Origin of the sequence: Sphingomonas melonis, from assembly GCF_013409985.1 — a bacterium.
GTDB classification, from domain to species: domain Bacteria; phylum Pseudomonadota; class Alphaproteobacteria; order Sphingomonadales; family Sphingomonadaceae; genus Sphingomonas; species Sphingomonas melonis_A.
On the sequence record NZ_JACCBY010000009.1, the window covers coordinates 1 to 18,144 of the forward strand.

At 69.8% G+C, this 18,144-nt stretch carries 12 protein-coding genes and 1 tRNA gene; 6 read left to right on the forward strand and 7 right to left on the reverse strand.

What is annotated here, in order from left to right; genetic code table 11:
• Positions 1–128: 128 nt before the first annotated feature.
• Positions 129–205 (forward strand) — tRNA-Met (locus tag HD841_RS19020).
• Positions 206–471: 266 nt separating this feature from the next.
• On the opposite strand, the gene HD841_RS19025 is transcribed toward HD841_RS19020, so the two are convergent.
• Positions 472–3,306 (reverse strand): DUF2339 domain-containing protein, encoded by a 2,835-nt coding sequence (locus HD841_RS19025; protein ID WP_179510482.1) that lies wholly within the window; start codon positions 3,304–3,306, stop codon positions 472–474.
• 158 nt (positions 3,307–3,464) lie between these two features.
• Between HD841_RS19025 and HD841_RS19030 the strand changes: the two genes are divergently transcribed.
• On the forward strand, positions 3,465–5,075 hold the full coding sequence (locus HD841_RS19030) for an FAD-dependent oxidoreductase (RefSeq protein ID WP_179510483.1): 1,611 nt from the start codon (positions 3,465–3,467) through the stop codon (positions 5,073–5,075).
• Between the two features lie 13 nt (positions 5,076–5,088).
• Here the strand turns inward: HD841_RS19030 and HD841_RS19035 are convergent, their stop codons facing one another.
• The gene (locus tag HD841_RS19035; RefSeq protein WP_179510484.1) at positions 5,089–6,087 is read right to left on the reverse strand and encodes an EthD domain-containing protein; all 999 of its coding nucleotides are present in this window, start codon (positions 6,085–6,087) and stop codon (positions 5,089–5,091) included.
• Positions 6,088–6,181: 94 nt separating this feature from the next.
• On the reverse strand, positions 6,182–8,722 hold the full coding sequence (locus HD841_RS19040; protein ID WP_179510485.1) for a GAF domain-containing hybrid sensor histidine kinase/response regulator: 2,541 nt from the start codon (positions 8,720–8,722) through the stop codon (positions 6,182–6,184).
• Positions 8,723–9,050: 328 nt separating this feature from the next.
• On the opposite strand from HD841_RS19040, the gene HD841_RS19045 reads away from it, so the two are divergent.
• From HD841_RS19045 to HD841_RS19055, 3 genes are read left to right on the forward strand one after another with little or no spacing between them, the layout of a single operon-like run.
• On the forward strand, positions 9,051–13,073 hold the full coding sequence (locus HD841_RS19045; RefSeq protein WP_257015806.1) for a Pls/PosA family non-ribosomal peptide synthetase: 4,023 nt from the start codon (positions 9,051–9,053) through the stop codon (positions 13,071–13,073).
• Positions 13,070–13,645 carry a 4'-phosphopantetheinyl transferase family protein gene (locus HD841_RS19050; RefSeq protein WP_179510486.1) on the forward strand — a complete coding sequence of 192 codons (576 nt, stop codon included), beginning with the start codon at positions 13,070–13,072 and terminating at the stop codon, positions 13,643–13,645. The genes HD841_RS19045 and HD841_RS19050 overlap by 4 nt, the downstream gene beginning before the upstream one ends.
• Complete coding sequence (locus HD841_RS19055) at positions 13,642–14,175, forward strand: GNAT family N-acetyltransferase (RefSeq protein WP_179510487.1); 534 nt, start codon at positions 13,642–13,644, stop codon at positions 14,173–14,175. The genes HD841_RS19050 and HD841_RS19055 overlap by 4 nt, the downstream gene beginning before the upstream one ends.
• A 13-nt stretch (positions 14,176–14,188) precedes the next feature.
• Here the strand turns inward: HD841_RS19055 and HD841_RS19060 are convergent, their stop codons facing one another.
• The gene (locus HD841_RS19060) at positions 14,189–14,920 is read right to left on the reverse strand and encodes an ion channel (protein WP_179510488.1); all 732 of its coding nucleotides are present in this window, start codon (positions 14,918–14,920) and stop codon (positions 14,189–14,191) included.
• A gap of 162 nt (positions 14,921–15,082) precedes the next feature.
• Between HD841_RS19060 and HD841_RS19065 the strand changes: the two genes are divergently transcribed.
• Positions 15,083–16,273, forward strand: coding sequence for an XRE family transcriptional regulator (locus HD841_RS19065; protein ID WP_179510489.1), 1,191 nt, complete (start codon positions 15,083–15,085; stop codon positions 16,271–16,273).
• 33 nt (positions 16,274–16,306) lie between these two features.
• Here the strand turns inward: HD841_RS19065 and HD841_RS19070 are convergent, their stop codons facing one another.
• The 3 genes from HD841_RS19070 to HD841_RS19080 are packed head-to-tail and all read right to left on the reverse strand — an operon-like array spanning position 16,307 to position 18,125.
• Complete coding sequence (locus HD841_RS19070; protein WP_179510490.1) at positions 16,307–16,729, reverse strand: flagellar export chaperone FlgN; 423 nt, start codon at positions 16,727–16,729, stop codon at positions 16,307–16,309.
• Positions 16,726–17,037 (reverse strand): rod-binding protein, encoded by a 312-nt coding sequence (locus HD841_RS19075; protein ID WP_179510491.1) that lies wholly within the window; start codon positions 17,035–17,037, stop codon positions 16,726–16,728. Before HD841_RS19075 ends, HD841_RS19070 begins: the two co-directional genes overlap by 4 nt.
• Positions 17,037–18,125 (reverse strand): flagellar basal body P-ring protein FlgI, encoded by a 1,089-nt coding sequence (locus HD841_RS19080; protein WP_257015810.1) that lies wholly within the window; start codon positions 18,123–18,125, stop codon positions 17,037–17,039. Before HD841_RS19080 ends, HD841_RS19075 begins: the two co-directional genes overlap by 1 nt.
• Positions 18,126–18,144 lie beyond the last annotated feature (19 nt).

Sequence of the window (18,144 nt, forward strand, 5' to 3'; positions counted from 1 at the left end):
GCATTGCAGCCGGCGGATACGAGGCACAAAGCTCGGCAAACAGAACCCATACACAATATCAGCCGGCAACGGACACCAACACCCCCGCCCACCAGCGGGGGCGTTCGCGTCTCAAAGCCCAAAAGTGTCGCGGGGTGGAGCAGCCCGGTAGCTCGTCAGGCTCATAACCTGAAGGTCACAGGTTCAAATCCTGTCCCCGCAACCAGTTTCGTAGAACTCGATACGCCGCCCCCAAGGGCGGCGTTGTCGTTTGCGGCACACGCCCGAACGATCTCAGCGCACCCCGCCAGCAAACAACCGCAGCGGTATCGCCGCAGCCATCGCACCATACCCCGCCTCGCTCGGATAGGGTGCGTCGTCAGGAGAACAAAGGGAGGCAGCCGGCACCCGCCCTCTGCACGTTGTGAAATGACGATCCACCACGGCCGCGTATTGGCCGCAGTCGAATGTCGCCTGAGCGACAGGGGCCTGCTAATGCGCATCATTGGGTAGGTAGCGGCTGTAGAGCCAGCCCACCCCGATCAAGCTGAAGCCGAGCGCTGCGAACGAAACAATGCGCGCCAAGCCGCCGAGCCCCGCGGCGTCGAACAGGAACACCTTCACCACCGCGATCAGCATCAACGCCAGGCTGGCGATCCGCCAGTCGCGGAGCGAGCGCACGATACCGATCCAGAGGAACAGGCCGGCGAGTGCGAGTGCGAGGATCGACCGCGCGATCTGCTCGCCCTCGCCGGTTCCGGCATCGAGGGGGGGGAGGGTTTGGCGTAGGAGTGTGAAACTGCCTAGTGTGATTAGCGCCATCAGGGCCAAATCGCGGGTCCGGGACGCGTTTGGGAGCGCGCGGGGGGCGGCCCAGACGAGGAATCCGGCAACCCCATAGGCCGGCACCAGCCAGACGCCGACCTGTTGCGGCACCCAGAGCGGATTGGCGATGATGACGGTGAACCAGAGGAAGTGGGCCACCGCCGTGCCGCCGCAGGCGATGGCGAGCAGCCGCGCGTGGCGGCGCCAGGCGAGCACGGCAGCCGCGGCGAGCAGCATCTGCCAGACGGTTCGTTCGGCCATGGCATAGCGAAACGCGTCGGCCGGCGTGTGAAGTGCGAAGAGCTGCTTGTACGCGACATGCGCGGCGAGCATCAGCGCGGCGCCCGCGATGGCATAGCCGATCCGCCGCATCCGCCTGCGCGGCAGCGTCTCGGCGGGCAACAGGGCCGCGGCCGCGAGGATGGCCAGCCCCGGCAGGCCGATCCGCAGCGTCGCTTCGAGCAGCGGGGGCCATGCCTGTACGGCGACGAAGCGACCCGCCAGCGCAGCGACACCCGCGAACACCCAATGTTCGACCGGCACCGCCGCCCACGCCGTCATCAGCACCACCGCGGTATAGACGGCGGGGATCAGCAGGCCCCGCCGCGTCGCGGCAAGCAGCGCCGTGATCGCCGCCGGCACGAGCGGCAGCCAGAAAGCGGAGACGACCTGCGCCGCGGCGCCATAGCCGATCAACACGGCCGCCGGCGGCCACAGCCACGTGCGCCGCGGCGCCATGAGCCAGCCGAGCAGCGCGGCGACGACCGTCGGCACGCCCCAGGTGACGCAGGTGGTGAGATCGACCGGCTGGGCCACGCCGACAAGCCGCGGCAAGCCCGGATCGGCGAGGAGCAGCAGGGCGGTCAGCAATGCGGCCGCGTCGCCGCTCCGGACGATCCGTTCGTCCTGCGCCCCCACGCCGAGCCGGATCAAGGCGAGCGCGAGCAGCGCGGCGGCCGGTGCCCAGGCCCATTGCGGCAGGGCCTGCATCACCGCAATCTGAAGCAGGGCGGCGGTCGTCATCGTAAGCAGCGCGAAACGGGCGTCGTCGCGTCGCTGCGGATGATGCCAGCCGCGCCAGGCGTTCGCCGCCGACAGCAGCGCGCCAAGGAGCGCAGCGACCGCAGCGGCGCTGCGCGACAGCGTCAGCAAGGGCAGCAGGCCGGCCGCGACTGAGACGGCGGCGATCGACGGCGCATCGATCCTGCGGCTGTCGGCGCGCCAGACCCGCAGCGTGGCGGGCGCGCCGTAGATCGCGGCCATCCCGATCAGCAGCAGCACAAGGCCGGTGCTGTCCGGGTTCGGCCAGGCGAGGCCGAGCAGGATCGCGACCGCGAGGCCGGCGGCCGGCATGTCGGCGAACAGCGGGTCGCGGCGCGACAGCCAGACGATCGCGACCGAGATCAGGCCGAACAGCGCCCAGTGCAGCGGGGCGAAGCCGTCGACCGCCACCAGCGCGGCGAGCTGCGCGCAGCCGACCAGCGCGCCCGCCAGTCGCACCATGCGCGCGCGCTCGCCGACCAGCAGCAATGGCAGCCCGATCGCGAGCGCGAGCGTGTAGAGACCGACCGCCAGCACGTCGGCAATGTCGAACGCCTTCCCGAGTATGAGGAGCGTTCCCCAGCCGAAGCCGCCGACGAGCGCCGCTGCACCGAGCCACCACCAGCGCTGCTGCCGGCCCAATGCGCACAGCCCGCCGACCGTCAGCGTCAGATAGAGGGTGAGCAGCGGCACGTCGGGCTGCGATGCGCCGACGAGCGCCGGCGCGGCGAGGCCGCCGACCAGACCGAGCAGCGCGCTCGGTGCGCCGAAGCGCAGTGACAGGCCGGCAGCGAGCGCGGTGATCGCCGCCAGACCGGCGAAGGCGACGGTCGATCCGACGAGATGATAGAGATTGGCGGCGGCGATCGTCGTGCCATAGAGCGTGGCGATCCCGGCGCCGGCGAGCGCCTGCCGCACGCGCGCGTCGCCGACGCGCTCCGCATATCGCAACGCCGCCTCGGCACCCGCGATCAGGCCGCCGCCGAAGAGCAGGCCCAGGCCGATGCGGACCAGCGGCGAGAGCAGCCCTGCCTGGATCGAATAGCGGACGATCAGTACGCCGGCGACCGCAAGCGTGATGCCGCCGGCCCAGATCGGTAGCCGTCGCCCGAAAATCTCCTCGAACCCCGCGCGCTCGCGCGGGCGGGTGACCGCGTCGGCGGTCGGTGCCGGACGCGGTGCCGCGGGTTTCGGACGTTCGCCGATCACCAGCCTTGCCGGCTCGTGCCGCCGGGCCGGTGCCTCCGCGGGCGGGTGGGGTGGCGCCGGGACCGGGGCGGGGACCGGGAATGGAACCGGGACTGGCGAAGGTGCCGGAGGCGAGCCTTCGTCGACGAGGGGCTCGGCCGGCATTTCGATCGCCGGGGCCGAACGGGCGCCCTGTTCGAGACGATCGATACGCTGCTGTAGCAGCGTCACCTTTCGCCAGAGCGCAGCAAGCGCCGCGATCATGAGGATCATCAGCACGTCCATCGGGCAAGCTCCCTGTGTTGCAGCAAGCATAGCGCCAATGGAGTGCCGGCCAACGCGATTGTCTGTATTTCCCCCGGCCGGCGCGCGCACCCCGCTGTTGCGGCACGCCGTTGCCGACGGTAGCGTCATGGCGATTGGGGACAGCGATGGAAACGATTGGACGCGATCTCAACGAGATGCAGCGCATCCCGTTGGAGGCGGCGCACGTGGCGGCGATCCGTGCGGCGGGTGTGGTGCGGCATTACGCCAAGGGCGACCTGCTCGCCAAGATCGGCACGCCCGCCGACCGTTTCGCCTATGTCGAGGACGGCGAGATCGAGGTGGTCGATCCCTTCACCGGCGAGCGGCTGGTGCCGTCGACACTCGGCCCGACGCAATTCATGGCTGAGATCTCGCTGCTGTCGGGCGGCAGCTGGTCGATGACGATGCGCGCCGCCGCCGATACCCGCGTCGTCGAGGTGCCACGCGAGGACATCCTGCGGCTGATGTCCGAGATCCCGGAGATGTCGGACATCATCATCACCGTGCTGGCGGCGCGGCGACGCCGGCAGCTCGACGCGGGCACCGGCATGCTCGTGCTGGTCGGCGAGGAGGTCGATCGCGCGGTGCGCCGTGTGGCCGAATTCGCGACGCGCAACCGCATTCCCTACCGCTCCTATCCGCTCGGCAGCGAGGATGCCCGCCGGGTCGCGGTGAGTTGCGGCACGCCCGACGATGCGCCGGTGGTGCTGTTCGGCCGCGACCTGATCGTCACCGATCCGACGCCGGAGAAGGTCGCCCGCCTGCTCGGGCTCGACCGCGACATTCCCGATCACGAGCCCTTCGACCTGCTGATCGTCGGTGCCGGACCCGCCGGGGTCGCAGCGGGCGTCTATGCCGGTGCGGAGGGCTTGCGGGCGCTGGTGGTCGACGAAACCGCCATCGGAGGCCAGGCGGGGGCGTCGAGCAGGATCGAAAACTATATGGGCTTCCCGACCGGCATTTCCGGCGCCGATCTGGTCTGGCGTGGCGAGGTGCAGGCGATGAAGTTCGGCACGCGCTTCGTGATGCCGCGGCGCGTCGCGTCGCTGGAGGTGCTGCCCGACGCGCAATTCTGCGCGACCTTCGCCAATGGCGAGCGGGTGCGCGCGAATGCGGTGGTCGTCGCCACCGGCGTGCAATACCGCCGCTTGCCGCTCGATCGGCTTGCCGAGTTCGAGGGGGCGGGCGTCTATTATGCCGCGACCGAGAACGAGGCGCGCTTCTGCCGCGATGCGGAGGTGGTGGTGATCGGCGGCGGCAATTCGGCCGGGCAGGCGGCGATGTTCCTCAGCCGGAGCGCGCGCCATGTCCGGCTGCTGGTACGCGGCGATTCGCTCGCGACTTCGATGTCCAACTATCTGTCGAGCCGGCTGGAGGCCGATCCGGCGATCACGATCGAATATGGCGCGCATGTCGCCGCGCTCCACGGCGGCGACCGGCTGGAGGCGGTGACGATCCGCGACAAGGAGGGGGATCGGCGCGTCGACACCTGCGCGATGTTCGTCATGGTCGGGGCCGCGCCCAATACCGGCTGGCTGGCGGAGCTGGTCGCGCTCGACGACAAGGGGTTCGTGCTGACCGGTGGGGACGTCGGGGCCGCGTCGCCCTATGCGACGTCGCGCCACGGCATCTATGCCGTGGGCGACGTGCGCGCAGGGTCGGTCAAGCGGGTCGCGTCGTCGGTCGGCGAAGGCTCGGTCGTCATCTCCAAGGTCTGGGACTATGTCCGCCGCTGAGCCGCGCCGCCGGTCAGAACAGGGTGGCGCGTTCCGGGTGCAGGCGGTTGATGACGCTGTAGTTGAGCGCCGTCCACCATTCGGAGCCCTCGCCGATCAGCTCCGCCTCCGCGGCGGCGATCGTCGCGGCATCTCCGCTCACCAGAAAGTCTTCGACGTCGTTCATCGAGGCGAAGGCGAAGATCGACACCGCATCGATCTTGCTGCCTTCCGGATCCTTCTGCGTCGAGCCGATCGTATGGAGCTGCGCATAGCGGCGGACGAATTCTCCGGTCGCCGGCTGCGCCATCACCAGCCGTGCGTGGTCGTGCAGCAGGCGTTGCTGGAACGCCTCGCGCGATAGCTCGGGACGGCGCATGTGGATCTTGACGAGGCTGACCGCGTCGCGATGCCGCTCGCTGGGGATGAGGATATATTCGCGGGTGATCTCGCGCGTCACCATGCGGAACGCGGTCTGTTCGTCGGCGATGATCCGCTTGGCGAATTTGTCCTGCCCGAGCGTGCGCTCGATGTCGGCCTCTTCGGCATAGGCGATATAGGCGAGGCCGTCCCAGCGCGGACGATCGAAGGCGGGCACGCGCTGCCACGGATCGGCGGGGAGCAGGCCGTGGTCGTCGACCATCGCGCGATAGGGCGGCGGGAAGGCGGAGGAGGGGCCGCTCGCGATCCGGTGGAGCTGATCATAGCGGACGACCAGCTCCGACGAGCTGCCCGGCTCGTCCCACGCGAATTTGGGGCCGTGCACCTTGCGCCAATATTCGTCCCAGTGCTCGAAGGCGAGGTTGGGGTCGCCCTCGATCGCCAGCGCGTGCGGGCGCCAGTCGGGCAGATGCACCTCATGCCCGTGGCGGCTCTTCGCCGAACCCGCATCCTGCGGGCGGTCGCCGCGCGGCGTAGCGTCGACGCGGCTGACGAAGGTCGGGGTGACGATCAGCGGCTTGCCGCTAGGCGCGTGCGTCTTGCCGAGCGGGGGGCGGTGCAGCGTGTCGCTTCGGTCGAAATCGGTGGGCATGTGCCCCTCAGCGGATGAGCCGCGCTCCTGTTCCCGCGAAAGCGTGATCGCTAGCCGAGCCGGCATGAGCCGGGCCGGCCGGGCGACCGGACGATCAGGCGCCGAGCGCGGACGCGGTCAGCGCCGAGACGCTCGCTGCCAGTTCGGCGTTGCGGAAGGGCTTGGTGAGGCGGGGGATATCGGGATCGATGCCGTCCTCCTCGGCATAGCCGGAGACGATCAGCACCGGCAGGCCGGGATGCGAGGTCTTCAGTTCGCGGGCGAGCTGCGCGCCGCTCATCCCGGGCATCAGGTGATCGGTGACGAGGATGTCGGGGACGAGACCGCCGTCGAGCAACTGCAGCGCCTCCTCGGCCGAAGCCGCCTCGATCACCTCGTAGCTCATGTCGGCGAGCATGTCGGCGGTACTGAGCCGCACCAGCTCCTCGTCGTCGATCAGCAGCGCGGTACCCAGCCCCTTGGCGGCGGGCAGCGCCTCGGCAGCGGCATCGTCGCGACTGACCGCGGTGGCGCTGATCGGCAGCCACAGGCTCATCGTCGTGCCCTCGCCGGGGGTGCTCTCGATCGTCAGGCCGCCGCCGAGCTGCGCGGCGAGGCCGTGGACCATCGACAGGCCGAGGCCGGTGCCCTTGCCGACGCCCTTGGTCGAGAAGAACGGCTCGATCGCGCGCCGCTGCGTCTCCGCATCCATGCCGACGCCGGTGTCGCGGACGCTGAGCCGCACGTAATGGCCGCGCGGCAGGCCACGGCCATCCCGCTCGCGGACGCTCTCGCGCCGTGCCGCGATGGTCAGCTCGCCGCCGTCCGGCATCGCATCGCGCGCGTTCACCGCCAGGTTGAGCAGCGCCATTTCGAGCTGGTTGAGATCGGCCTTGGCCGGCGGCAGTTCGGGCAGGTCGACGTGCACCTCGATCATCGGCCCGAGGGTCGAGCCGATCAGGCCCATCATGCTGTCGACCACGCGCACGACATCGACCGCGGTCGGCTGCAACGGCTGGCGGCGGGCGAAGGCGAGCAGCCGCTGGACCAGCGTCTTGGCGCGTTCCGCCGATTGCAGCGCGCCGCCGATCAGCCGTTGCTCGCGGTCGCTGCCGATCCCCTTGCGCACCAGCATGTCGAGCGAGCCGATGATCGGGGTGAGCAGATTGTTGAAATCATGCGCGACGCCGCCGGTCAGGCTGCCCATCGCCTCCATCTTCTGGCTTTGCCGCAGCGCCTCGCGCGCGACCTCCAGATCGGCCTCGCGCGCCTTGCTGTCGCTGAGGTCGCGGCCGACCGCGACGAAATTGACCCCGTCCGCCTCCGGCGCGACGGTCCATTCGATATCCTTCCAGCCGCCGTCGCGCGTCGCGATCCGGTTCTCGAAGCGCGTCGGCCGCCGCGTCTCGGCCATCCGGCCGATCGCCGCCAGCGTCTGCGGCTCGTCCTCGGGATGCATGAAGCTGGCATAGCCGCGGGTCAGCAGCTCCGCCTCGCTCCAGCCGAGCACCTGTGACCAGGCCGGGCTGACCGCCGACATCATGCCGGCATAATCGGCGCGGGCCAGCATGTCCTGCGACAGCGTCCACAGCCGGTCCCGCTCGGCGGAGCGCAGCGCAATCTGCTCTTCGAGCGTCTCGTTGAGCCGGCGCAGCCCTTCTTCGGCACGGGCGCGCTCGACCGCGGTCTTGACGCGTTCGGCGACCTCCTGGACGAGGCTTTCCTCGGCCGGCGTCCAGACGCGCGGCGTCGCCGACTGGACGGCGAGCAGCCCGACCCGCTCGCTCGCCTCGAACAGGATCACGTCGATGAACGCACCGACCTGACGCTCGGCGAGCCCTGCGCGTGCCTCCGCGCTCAGCCGCGCGTCGGTGTCGACGTCGCGCACCACCACCGGCGTGCCGATGCGATAGGCGCCGAGCAGCTCGGGACCGAAGGCCTCGAGCGAATGCTCGCCGACGATCGACGATACGCCGCGCGCGTGATCGCAGGCGACCGTCATGCGGCCGCCGACGATCTCGGCATAGAAGACGCGGCTGGCGTCGAGCCGCTCGCCGAGCCGCGTGGCGGCAAGGCTGGTGATCGCATAGGGCGTGTCGAGCGGGCGCAACGCGTCGGACAGCGACAGCAGGAAGCCGATCCGCCGTTCGCTCGCGACGCGTTCGGTCGTCTCGCCGAGGATGCAGATCACGCCGCCCGGCGCGCCGCTTTCGTCGAGCACCGGCGAGTAATCGAGATCCATCCACACCTGCTCGGGCCGGCCGTGGCGGTAGAGGGTCAGTTCCTGGTCGTGGTAATGGAGCGTGCCCCCGGCGAGCCCGACCTTCATGACATGATCGTTGAAGTCGGCGACCTCGGGCCAGCCCAGCCGCACCTCGGAGCCGAGCAGCGCGGGGTGGCGACCGCCGGCAAAAGCGGAATAGGCGTCGTTGTAGAGCATCACGCCCGCCTCGCCCCACAGCATCACGATCGGCACCGGCGACCGCAGCAGGATGGCGGTCGCGGTGCGCAGGCTCTGCGGCCATGCTGCGATCGGCCCGAGCGGCGTCGTCGACCAGTCGCGTTCGCCGATCAGCCGGCCGCATTCGCCGCCGCCGTTGAGGACGTCGATACCGGCAGCGTCGGCGATAGTGGATGGCGCGGGAGGGGCCGACATTATGGCAGTAGGATCCTGCAGACTCTCGTGATCACGCAAACGTTTAGTCCCGCGCGCCGACGATGGAAGGGCCAATGTAGCCCAGTCTGTCCCGGCTGTCGCGCCGTTGGTCCCGCGGCGGGCCGCATCCCGCATCGGCCGATGCGGCAGGCCGGGCCGTTTTGGACGCTTCGTGCTTCCCCTCGTACAGGATTGATATACATCAGCGCGCTTATGCACGGGCGGATGAGGATGTCGGCACGGCCATCGATCGCGACCGGATGGTGCGGCCGGTATCGTCAGGGTGGCCGCCGGGCGCATCATCGTAACAAAGGTTTGAGACGTTGGGATGCACGCTGATTCTATGACGATGCCCGATATTGCCGCGACGGATCATCCCATCCAGGCGCCGATCGCGCCCGCCCCGGCGCTGCGCCCCGAGGAACCCTATGCGCGCGACGAACTGCTGCACGAGCTGTTCGATGGCACCTGCCGGCGCCGCGGGGCCGCCGTCGCGCTGCAACTGATCGGCGCCAGCGAGGAATTCGGCCGCAGCACCAGCTGGACCTATGACACGCTCGCGCGGCGCAGCCTCGCGCTGGCGCAGCGGCTGCGTGCGATGGGGATCGGTCGCGGCGACCGGGTGGTGCTGTGCCTGCCGCGCGGGCTCGACCAATATATGGCGATCCTCGGCGTGCTGCGCGCCGGCGCCGCCTATGTGCCGGTCGACTGGGGCTATCCGCAGGATCGCATCGACTACATCATCGAGGACAGCGGCGCGGCGCTGACCCTCACCGTCACCAGCCGGGCCGAGGCGATCGGCGGCGCGACGCTGGCGCTCGACGCCGAACTCGGCGACCTCGCCGCCGAGCCGATCGTCCCGCTCGGCCGCGACCAGACCGGCAGCGTGCCCGGCGACCTTGCCTATATCATCTACACCTCGGGCACGACGGGCCGGCCCAAGGGGGTGATGATCACCCATGCCAATGCGTGCCACCTCGTCCGGTCGGAAAGCGCGATCCTGGCGCTCGACCCGGGCGACGTGGTGTTCGGCGGGTTCAGCCTCGCCTTCGACATGTCGGTCGAGACGATGTGGAGCGCCTTCTTCGTCGGCGCGCGGCTGCTCGTCGCCACCGAGGCGCTCGCCACCAGCGGCCCCGACGTGGCGATCGCGCTGGCGGAGGCGGGGACGACGATCTGGCACGTCGTGCCGTCGCTGATCGCGCTGGTCGAGCATCCGGTGCCGACGCTGCGGCTGATCAACATGGGCGGCGAGGCGTGTCCGCCCGACCTGCCGCGGCGGCTGGCGCGGCCGGGGCTGCGGCTGCTCAACACCTATGGCCCGACCGAGACGTCGGTGACCGCGACCTGGACCGAGGTGCAGCCCGGCCAGCGCATCACGATCGGCAAGCCGCTGCCCGGCTATACCGCGTGGATCGTCGACGAGGCGTTGCAGCCGGTGCCCGCCGGGCAGGAAGGCGAGCTGGTCATCGGCGGCCCCGGCGTCGGCGTCGGGTACGTCAACCGGCCCGACCTTACCGCCGAGAAGTTCACGATGACGCCGTTCGACACCGTGTCGGGCGTGCCGGAGCGCATCTATCGCTCGGGCGACCTCGTCCGGCTCGATGCGGCGGGCGACATCGACTTCGTCGGCCGGATCGACACGCAGGTGAAGATCCGCGGCTTCCGCGTCGAACTCGCCGAGATCGAGGCGGTGATCGGCGAATGGCCCGGCGTGGCGCAGGTCGTCGTGCATTTGTTCAACGACGACGACGGCGCCGAATTCCTCGCCGCCTTCCTCGTCACGCGGGCGAACGAGACGATCGACCTCGCCGGCCTGCGCACGCGCGTCGCCGAGCGCCTGCCCAATTACATGCGGCCCGCCGCCTATCAGACGCTCGCCGCGCTGCCGACGCTGCCCGCATCGGGCAAGGTCGATCGCAAGGCGCTGGTCAAGCCGGCGATCACCGTCAGCACCGACCGCGCGATCGTCGCGCCCGCGACGCCGATGGAGGAGACGCTGCACCGCGTCTGGGCGGAGGCGTTCGCGCCGCAGCCGGTGTCGGTGCTCGACGATCTGTTCGAGGACCTTGGCGGCCATTCGCTGAAGGCGGCGCGGCTGGTGTCGGCGGCGCGCAAGGTGCCGGGGCTCCAGGGGCTGTCGCTCGAGGATGTCTATGCCGCGCCGACGATCCGCGCCCTCGCGCTCCGCGTCGGCGGTTCGGCACCGGTCGCGGTGCAGCAGGCGGACAGTTTCCACCATATCGCGGCGTGGAAGCGCCGGCTGTGCGTCGCGGCGCAGACGGTGGCGCTGCTGCCGATCTACACGCTCGCCGGGCTGCAATGGTTCTCGCCCTATATCGCCTACACGCATCTGGCCGGGCGCGTGGACCGGATCAGCGCGCTGGTGCTGAGCGCCTTGTTCTTCACGATCGTGCCGATCGCGTCGATGTTCCTGTCGATCGCGCTCAAATGGCTGATCGTCGGCCGCTTCAAGGCGGGCGATTATCCCCTGTGGGGCTTCTATTATTTCCGCTGGTGGCTGATCCGGCGGATCATCGGCGTCACCGCGACGCCCTATCTGGCGGGTACGCCGATGATCCGCGGTTATTACCGGCTGCTCGGCGCGAAGGTCGGCGCGCGCGTCCATATCGGCACCGGGATCATCGATACCGCCGATCTGCTCGACGTCGGCGACGATGCGATCATCAGCGACCAGGCGGTGCTCGCCACCAGTTCGGTCGAGCGCGGCTTGCTGCGGCTCGGCACGGTGACGCTGGCGCCGGGCGCCTTCGTCGGGTCGCAGGCGGTGGTCGGCCGCAATGCCGTGCTCGGCGAGGATGCGGTGCTCGACGACATGTCGGCGCTGCCCACCGACGCGGTGATACCGGCGCGCCAGCGGTGGAGCGGGTCGCCCGCCGCTTACGCCGGCGAGGGGCCGGCGCGGCCACCCCGTCATGGCCGCGAGCCGCTCGGCCCGCTGCTCGGGCTGCTGTTCGGCGCCTTCATGCTGCCGATCATCGCCATCCTGCCGATCGCGCCGGGGCTGATCGCGCTGATCGAGCTCGACTGGGCGACCACGGGCTATGCCTATATGCTCGTCGCGCCGTTCCTCGCGACGACCTATGTCGTGATGATGTGCGTGCTGACCGTGGCGGCGAAGCGGCTGATCCTCGGCAAGGTCGCGCCCGCCACCTATGCGCTCGATAGCTGGTTCTACGTCCGGTACTGGCTGGTCAAGCAGATCAACGATCTGGCGCTGCGGCTGCTCCACCCCATCTTCGCGACGCTCTACGTCATTCCCTGGTATCGCGCGCTCGGCGTCAAGGTCGGGCGCCGGGCGGAGATTTCCACCGCCAGCGCGATCGTCCCCGATCTCGTCGAGATCGGCGAGGAGAGCTTCATCGCCGATTCGGTCATCTTCGGCGCGGCGCGGATCGGCCACGGCACGATCGAGCTGGCGCATACCCGCATCGGCCGGCGCAGCTTCATCGGCAATTCGGCGCTGCTCCCGTGCGGCGCGCAGATCGGTGACGAGGTGCTGATCGGCGTGCTCTCCAAGCCGCCCGAGGACCCCGCGCTGGCGCTGGAAAGCGGCAGCACCTGGTTCGGATCGCCGGCGTTCAAGCTGCCGGTACGACAGGTCGCGACGATGTTCGACGAGGGCGCGCGGTTCAATCCGTCGCGCGGGCTGATCGCCACCCGCCTGTCGATCGAGGCGGTGCGCACGACCCTGTCGCTGACCGCGTTTCTCGTCTTCTTCAGCGTGCTGCTGTCGGTGGTTGGCGATCTCGACGATCTCGAACGCGGCGGGCTGGTGATCGGCCTGGCCTTCCCGTTCCTCTACATGGGCTTCTGCCTCGCCTGCGGCGCGTTCGTGCTGGCGCTGAAATGGCTCGTCGTCGGGCGCTACACGGCGACGACCGCGCCCTTGTGGAGCACCTTCGTCTGGCGCAGCGAACTGGTCACCGCCACCTACGAGAATCTGGCGGTCGCCAATCTGCTCGAACCGCTGCGGGGGACGCCGTGGATCGGCGTCTACCTGCGGCTGATGGGAGCGAAGATCGGCAAGCGCTGCTATATCGACACGACCGACCTCACCGAACATGATCTGGTGACGATCGGCGACGATGTCGCGCTCAACGACTTCGCCGGCATGCAGACGCATCTGTTCGAGGACCGGGTGATGAAGGTCGGCCCGATCCGCGTCGGCGACCGTGCGACGATCGGCTCGCTCGCCATCGTCCTCTATGACGCGGAGATCGGCGCCGACGCGCAGCTCGGCGACCTGTCGGTGGTGATGAAGGGCGAGACGCTGCCCGACGGCACCAATTGGGAGGGCAGCCCCGCCCGGATCGCGATGGGTGGATGACGCCGCTGTGGCATGACGGACCGCTCGCCGCGCTGCACTGGGACGGTGCGTCGCCGGTGGTGTGGCGTGCGGCGGCGGAGGGCGCGGGCGCGCGGCAGCAGCTCGCCCAAAGCCTGATCGCGCATCTGACGGGGCGGCAGGGGCAGGAGGTGCGGCTGGCGCGCACCGCCGCCGGCGCGCCGCGCGTGGCGAGTCCCGGCGGCTGGCATATCGGCCTGTCGAGTCGCGGTGGCCATTGTCTGATCGGCGTGGCGACACGGCCGATCGCGGTCGACCGCGAGCTGGTCGATGACGCGCCGCCGTTGTGGGACATGCTGAGCCCGCGGGAAGGGGACGATGTGCGCCGCCTGCCGATCGACGCACAGCCGCGCGCCTGGCTGCGGTGCTGGACGATCAAGGAAGCGCACGCCAAACTGGTCGGCGAACCGCGCCGCATCGCGCCCGAGGGGATCGAGACCGAAATCATCGATCCGGTGCATGCCGTCGCCCGTTACGAGGGGGTGTCGCGATGCTGGACGCGCGCCGACACCGCCGCGATCGAGACGGTGGCGATGTGGGAGGTGACGGCATGAGTCGCGTCGTGGTGCGCCCGTACGAGAGGCCGGACCGTGCGGCGGTCCTGGCGATCTTCGATTCCAACCTGCCCGAATATTTCGGTGCCGGCGACCGCGGCTGGCTCGAGGAGACGCTCGACGACCCCGATGGGCCCGCCTTCGTCGTCGCCGTCGACGGCGTGCCCGCCGCCTTCGGGGGCTATGAGGTCTGGGAGCATTACAACAAGGCGCTGCTATATTGGGGCATGGCGGCGCGGCGCTATCACCGCTGCGGACTCGGCCGGCTGCTGCTGTTCGAGCGGCTGGTGCATGTCGCGCGTTTCGCCGATCCGCCGACCCGCTATGTCACGGTCGACACCTCGCCGCTGGTCGCGCCCTTCTTCCGCCGCTGCGGCTTCGCGCTGACCGCGGTGTGGCCCGAGGGCTATCGCTCCGGCATGGAGATGCACGAGCTGCACATCGACCTCGCCGCGACGACGGTTGCGGCGCTCGATGCGCAGCGCCGCGCGGCGCTGACCGCGGTCGAGGCAGCAATCGCCGGGCGCTGACCCCCGCGCGGCCTCAGTCGCTGCGTTCCTCATGCGCGAGGTGCAGCGCGACGAGGCGTGCCAGCAGCGTCGCCGGAAACAGCTGGCCGATCACCGATTCCAGATTGGCGAGGCTGCGCGCGAGCGGCGCGAGCGGTACGATATCGCCAAAACCGGTGGTGGTGATCGTGGCGAGGCTGAAATAGGTGAAGGCGGCGGTCGAGGTGTTGGCCATATGCGGGGTGAAGCCGCTGCCGCCGAACGCGCCGGGGGCGTGCGTCTGGATCGCGCCATAAGCGATGGCGAACAGCGCCGAGACGTTGAGGTAGAGCAGCACCGCGCCACGGATGCGGTGCGCGGTCACCCGCCCGGCGGCGAAGACATGCGGTGCGACCACCGCGGTCACCGCCGCGTTGAACAGGAAGGCGACGATCGCGATCGCCTCATGCTGTTCGGTGACGGTGAGCTGGAGCGACGCGGAGACGATGCGGCCGAGCGCCGGCCACGCCGTCAGCAGCCCGATCGATACCACCAGCAGCATCCGCCACAGCCGCTGGCGCGTGAAGACGGTGACGCAGATGACGGCGAACGCGATATGGCAGGCGTCGAGCAAGGTACGACCGAACGGCCAGCCTTGCGCGAGCGGTACGACCACGAACAGCGTGATGCCTTGCAGGATGAGCAGCGCGGACAGGCTATGATCGATGCGCCGGTCGCGCTCGGCGAGCGCCGCGACGGTTTGCCCTGGGATCCTCGCGCTGGTCATCGCATCCTCGTCTCCGGCCGCCCTGGCGGGCTAGGCGCGGGCGGCTGAACGGCGGGTTGATGGGCGGACACGATCGCGCGGCGGGCTTTGCCCCAAGATGGTACCGGAATGGCCGCGAGCGCTGATCGACAGGCGCGGTACATTCAGGCACAAGCTGCGCCGATGAGCCACCCAGAGATCGTCAGAGAGCAAGAAGAGGCGGCCGAGCAAGGGGTTACCACCGCCAGCCGGGATATCGATCGCTATCGCTCGATCGTCTTCCCCAATGCCGTGCGCGAACTGCGCAAACAACAGGGTTTCGCCAGACTGCTCGGTTTGTCGGCCGTATTGCCCGACATCCCCTATGTCCGATTGTCCAAGATCGAGCGTGGCGAGGTGGTCGCCAAGGCGAGCGAATTGCGCAGTATCGCCGTCGCGATGCGCGTCGCTCCCGAGGATCTGCTGCTCGACATCGACGATCCCGCGTTCGACATCGCCGATTGGGCGACCGAGTTGCAGGGCTGGACCGAAGAGGAGATCGCCGAGGACCGCTTTGCGGTGCTGCTCGCCGCGGCGATCCGGGCGCGGCGCGACGCCGACCGGACGCTGTCGATCGCCAATGTCGAACGCCGCTTCGGGATCGCGCCGGTGATCCTGTCGCGGCTGGAGAACGGCTACAAGCCGCTCGGCCGCTGGAACGCACAGACGGTGCGGGCGGTGTGCGCCTTGCTCGGCGTCGCCGATGCGCGGGCGCTGCGCGCGTATATCGCGCAAGCCGATGCGGAGGGCGCGCTTCACCCCTATCTGCCCGTCGCGGCGAGCAGCGCTGCGCGTATCGAGAAGACCCGCGCGCGCGTCGCGCTGTTGCGCAAGGAATTGCAGGATCCGATGCAATTGCCGACGGCGCGCACCAAGGCGGCGCAGCCGCTGCGGGTCGTGGCGAGCGCGCCCGAGCCGAACGAGGCGGACACCGCCGTGCTCGCCGCGATCGAACAGTCGGAGACCGCGACGGTGCGGCTGGTCCCGGTGTTCGGCGCGCCGCTCGCCGATGGCCTGATCGACCGCGTGCCGGTCGGCCGTACGGTCGAGGCGCCGCGGCATGCCCAGCCGAACAGCTATGGCCTGCGTGTGTGCCGCGCGACGCTGGGGCCGGCGCTGCCCGCGCATGCCATCGTCGTCGTCGACCCCGACCGCTTCCCCTCGTCGGGCGGGCTCGCCGTCATGCGGGAACCGGGGGGCCTGCGGCTGCTGGTCGTCACCTTCGACCGCCAGGGCCGGATGATCGGCTACAGCCTGAACCCGGATCGCGAGATCGAGCTCGATTCGCTCGAACCCACCGATCTCGGCACCGTCGTCGCGGTCCTGCTCGACTGACGCCGCCGGTCCCGCCCGCGACGGCCGGCGGCCTCAATAGCTCGAATTCACCGCGATCGGCATCGTCGGATCGAAGCGCGACAGAGTGCCCTGCGCACCGTAAGTCGACGTCGCCCGGCCCGCGATCCGCTTCGCCTCGGTGGTGATCGCGCCGATCATCTCGACCGACAGATCGATCTGCCGCTCGAGCGCCGCCGCATTGGCGGCCGAGGTCGTCTCCAGCCGGGCGAGCAGCTCCTCGAGCCGTACCCGCTGCTCCTCGTCCAGTGACCGGTTCCAGTCGACCGTGCTGCGGCCATAGGCCGCGGTCATCTGTTCGAGCTGGCCGACCAGGCGCACCTTGGTCGCGGCCAGTTCGGGCAGGCCGGCGCCGAACGGATTCTGCTGCAGATGCTCGGTTTCCTCGTCCATCAGCGTCAGCAGCGAATGCAGCACGTCGGTCAGTCGCTCGATCATGCCCCTGCTCCCTGCAACCGGATGATCTGGTTGAGCACCGCCGGCGCCAGGCCGAAGCCGCCGCGGCGGGCGATCGCGTCGCCCATCTTTTCGGCGAGCACGCCACGGAACATCTCCTCGCCGTGGCCGCCGCTGAACGCGCCCTCCGACGGCGTCGTGTCCATCATGATGCGGACCATCTGGCCGACGAACACCGCCTCGAACGACTGCGCCGTCGCTGCCGGATCGTTGGCATGATGGGTCGGCTGCGGCGCCGGTATGGCGGGCAGGGCCGCCGCGGGAAGCGGGGCGGAAAGCGTGCTGTCCATCATTGTACCTCGATTTCGGCCTGGAGCGCGCCGGCGGTGCGCAGCGCCTGCAGCACGGTGATGAGATCGCGGGGGCTGACCCCGAAGGCATTCAGGCCGGCGACCAGCGATACCAGCGAGGTCGCATTGTGCAGGATGCCGAGCCCGCGGCCGTTACCGTCGGTCACGCCGATCTGGGTGCGCGGCAGCACCTCGGTGGTGCCGTTGGAGAACGGCCCCGGCTGCGACGCGACCGGTGTTTCGGCGATGCTGATCGTCAGCCCGCCCTGGGCGATCGCGACCGGGCTGATCCGCACGTCGGCGCCCATCACCACCGTGCCGGAGGCCTCGTTGATCACGACGCGGGCGGGCAGGTCGACCTCGACCGGCAGCTCCTCGATCCCCGCCACCAGGTCGATGACGTGATCCGCGGACCCGGCGGGCGGCGTCAGTTCGATCGTGCCGGGATCGAGCACCCGCGCGGTGCGATCGTAGCGGCGGTTGATCACCGCGGCGATGCGATAGGCGGTGGTGAAATCGGGATTCTTCAGCGCCAGCTTGAGCGTCGTCGCCGAGCGCAGCGTATAGGGCACCTCGCGTTCGACGATGGCCCCGCCGGCGATCCGTGCCGACGTGGTCACGCCGCGGCTGATCGACGCGGCGGCGCCCTGCGCGCGGAAGCCGGAGACCGACAGCGGACCCTGCGCCACGGCGTAGATCTCGCCATCGAGGCCGCGCAGCGAGGTGACGAGCAGCATCCCGCCTTGCAGGCTGGTGGCGTCGCCCATCGCACCGATCTGCACGTCGATCGCGCTGCCGGCGCGGGCGAAGGCGGGTAGCGTGGCCGTCACCGACACGGCGGCGACGTTCTGCGTACGCATCGTATCGCCGCGGATGTTGACGCCCATCCGTTCCAGCATCGACTGGATCGTCTCGACGGTGAAGGGGACGTTCTGCGTCCGGTCGCCGGTGCCTTGCAGGCCGACGACCAGGCCATAGCCGACGAGCTGGTTGGGACGGACGTTCTGGACGTCGACGATATCCTTGATCCGCGAAACGGGTCCGGCCATCGCCGTGCCGCACGTCATCAGCGCGACAAGGGCGGCCATTAGGGCGGTCAAATGACGG

Excerpts from the sequence above, each read along its gene's own strand:
- HD841_RS19025 (WP_179510482.1), bottom strand. The coding sequence starts at position 3,306 with ATGATCCTCATGATCGCGGCGCTTGCTGCGCTCTGGCGAAAGGTGACG.
- HD841_RS19030 (WP_179510483.1), top strand. The coding sequence starts at position 3,465 with ATGGAAACGATTGGACGCGATCTCAACGAGATGCAGCGCATCCCGTTG.
- HD841_RS19035 (WP_179510484.1), bottom strand. The coding sequence starts at position 6,087 with ATGCCCACCGATTTCGACCGAAGCGACACGCTGCACCGCCCCCCGCTC.
- HD841_RS19040 (WP_179510485.1), bottom strand. The coding sequence starts at position 8,722 with ATGTCGGCCCCTCCCGCGCCATCCACTATCGCCGACGCTGCCGGTATC.
- HD841_RS19045 (WP_257015806.1), top strand. The coding sequence starts at position 9,051 with ATGCACGCTGATTCTATGACGATGCCCGATATTGCCGCGACGGATCAT.
- HD841_RS19050 (WP_179510486.1), top strand. The coding sequence starts at position 13,070 with ATGACGCCGCTGTGGCATGACGGACCGCTCGCCGCGCTGCACTGGGAC.
- HD841_RS19055 (WP_179510487.1), top strand. The coding sequence starts at position 13,642 with ATGAGTCGCGTCGTGGTGCGCCCGTACGAGAGGCCGGACCGTGCGGCG.
- HD841_RS19060 (WP_179510488.1), bottom strand. The coding sequence starts at position 14,920 with ATGACCAGCGCGAGGATCCCAGGGCAAACCGTCGCGGCGCTCGCCGAG.
- HD841_RS19065 (WP_179510489.1), top strand. The coding sequence starts at position 15,083 with ATGAGCCACCCAGAGATCGTCAGAGAGCAAGAAGAGGCGGCCGAGCAA.
- HD841_RS19070 (WP_179510490.1), bottom strand. The coding sequence starts at position 16,729 with ATGATCGAGCGACTGACCGACGTGCTGCATTCGCTGCTGACGCTGATG.
- HD841_RS19075 (WP_179510491.1), bottom strand. The coding sequence starts at position 17,037 with ATGGACAGCACGCTTTCCGCCCCGCTTCCCGCGGCGGCCCTGCCCGCC.
- HD841_RS19080 (WP_257015810.1), bottom strand. The coding sequence starts at position 18,125 with ATGGCCGCCCTTGTCGCGCTGATGACGTGCGGCACGGCGATGGCCGGA.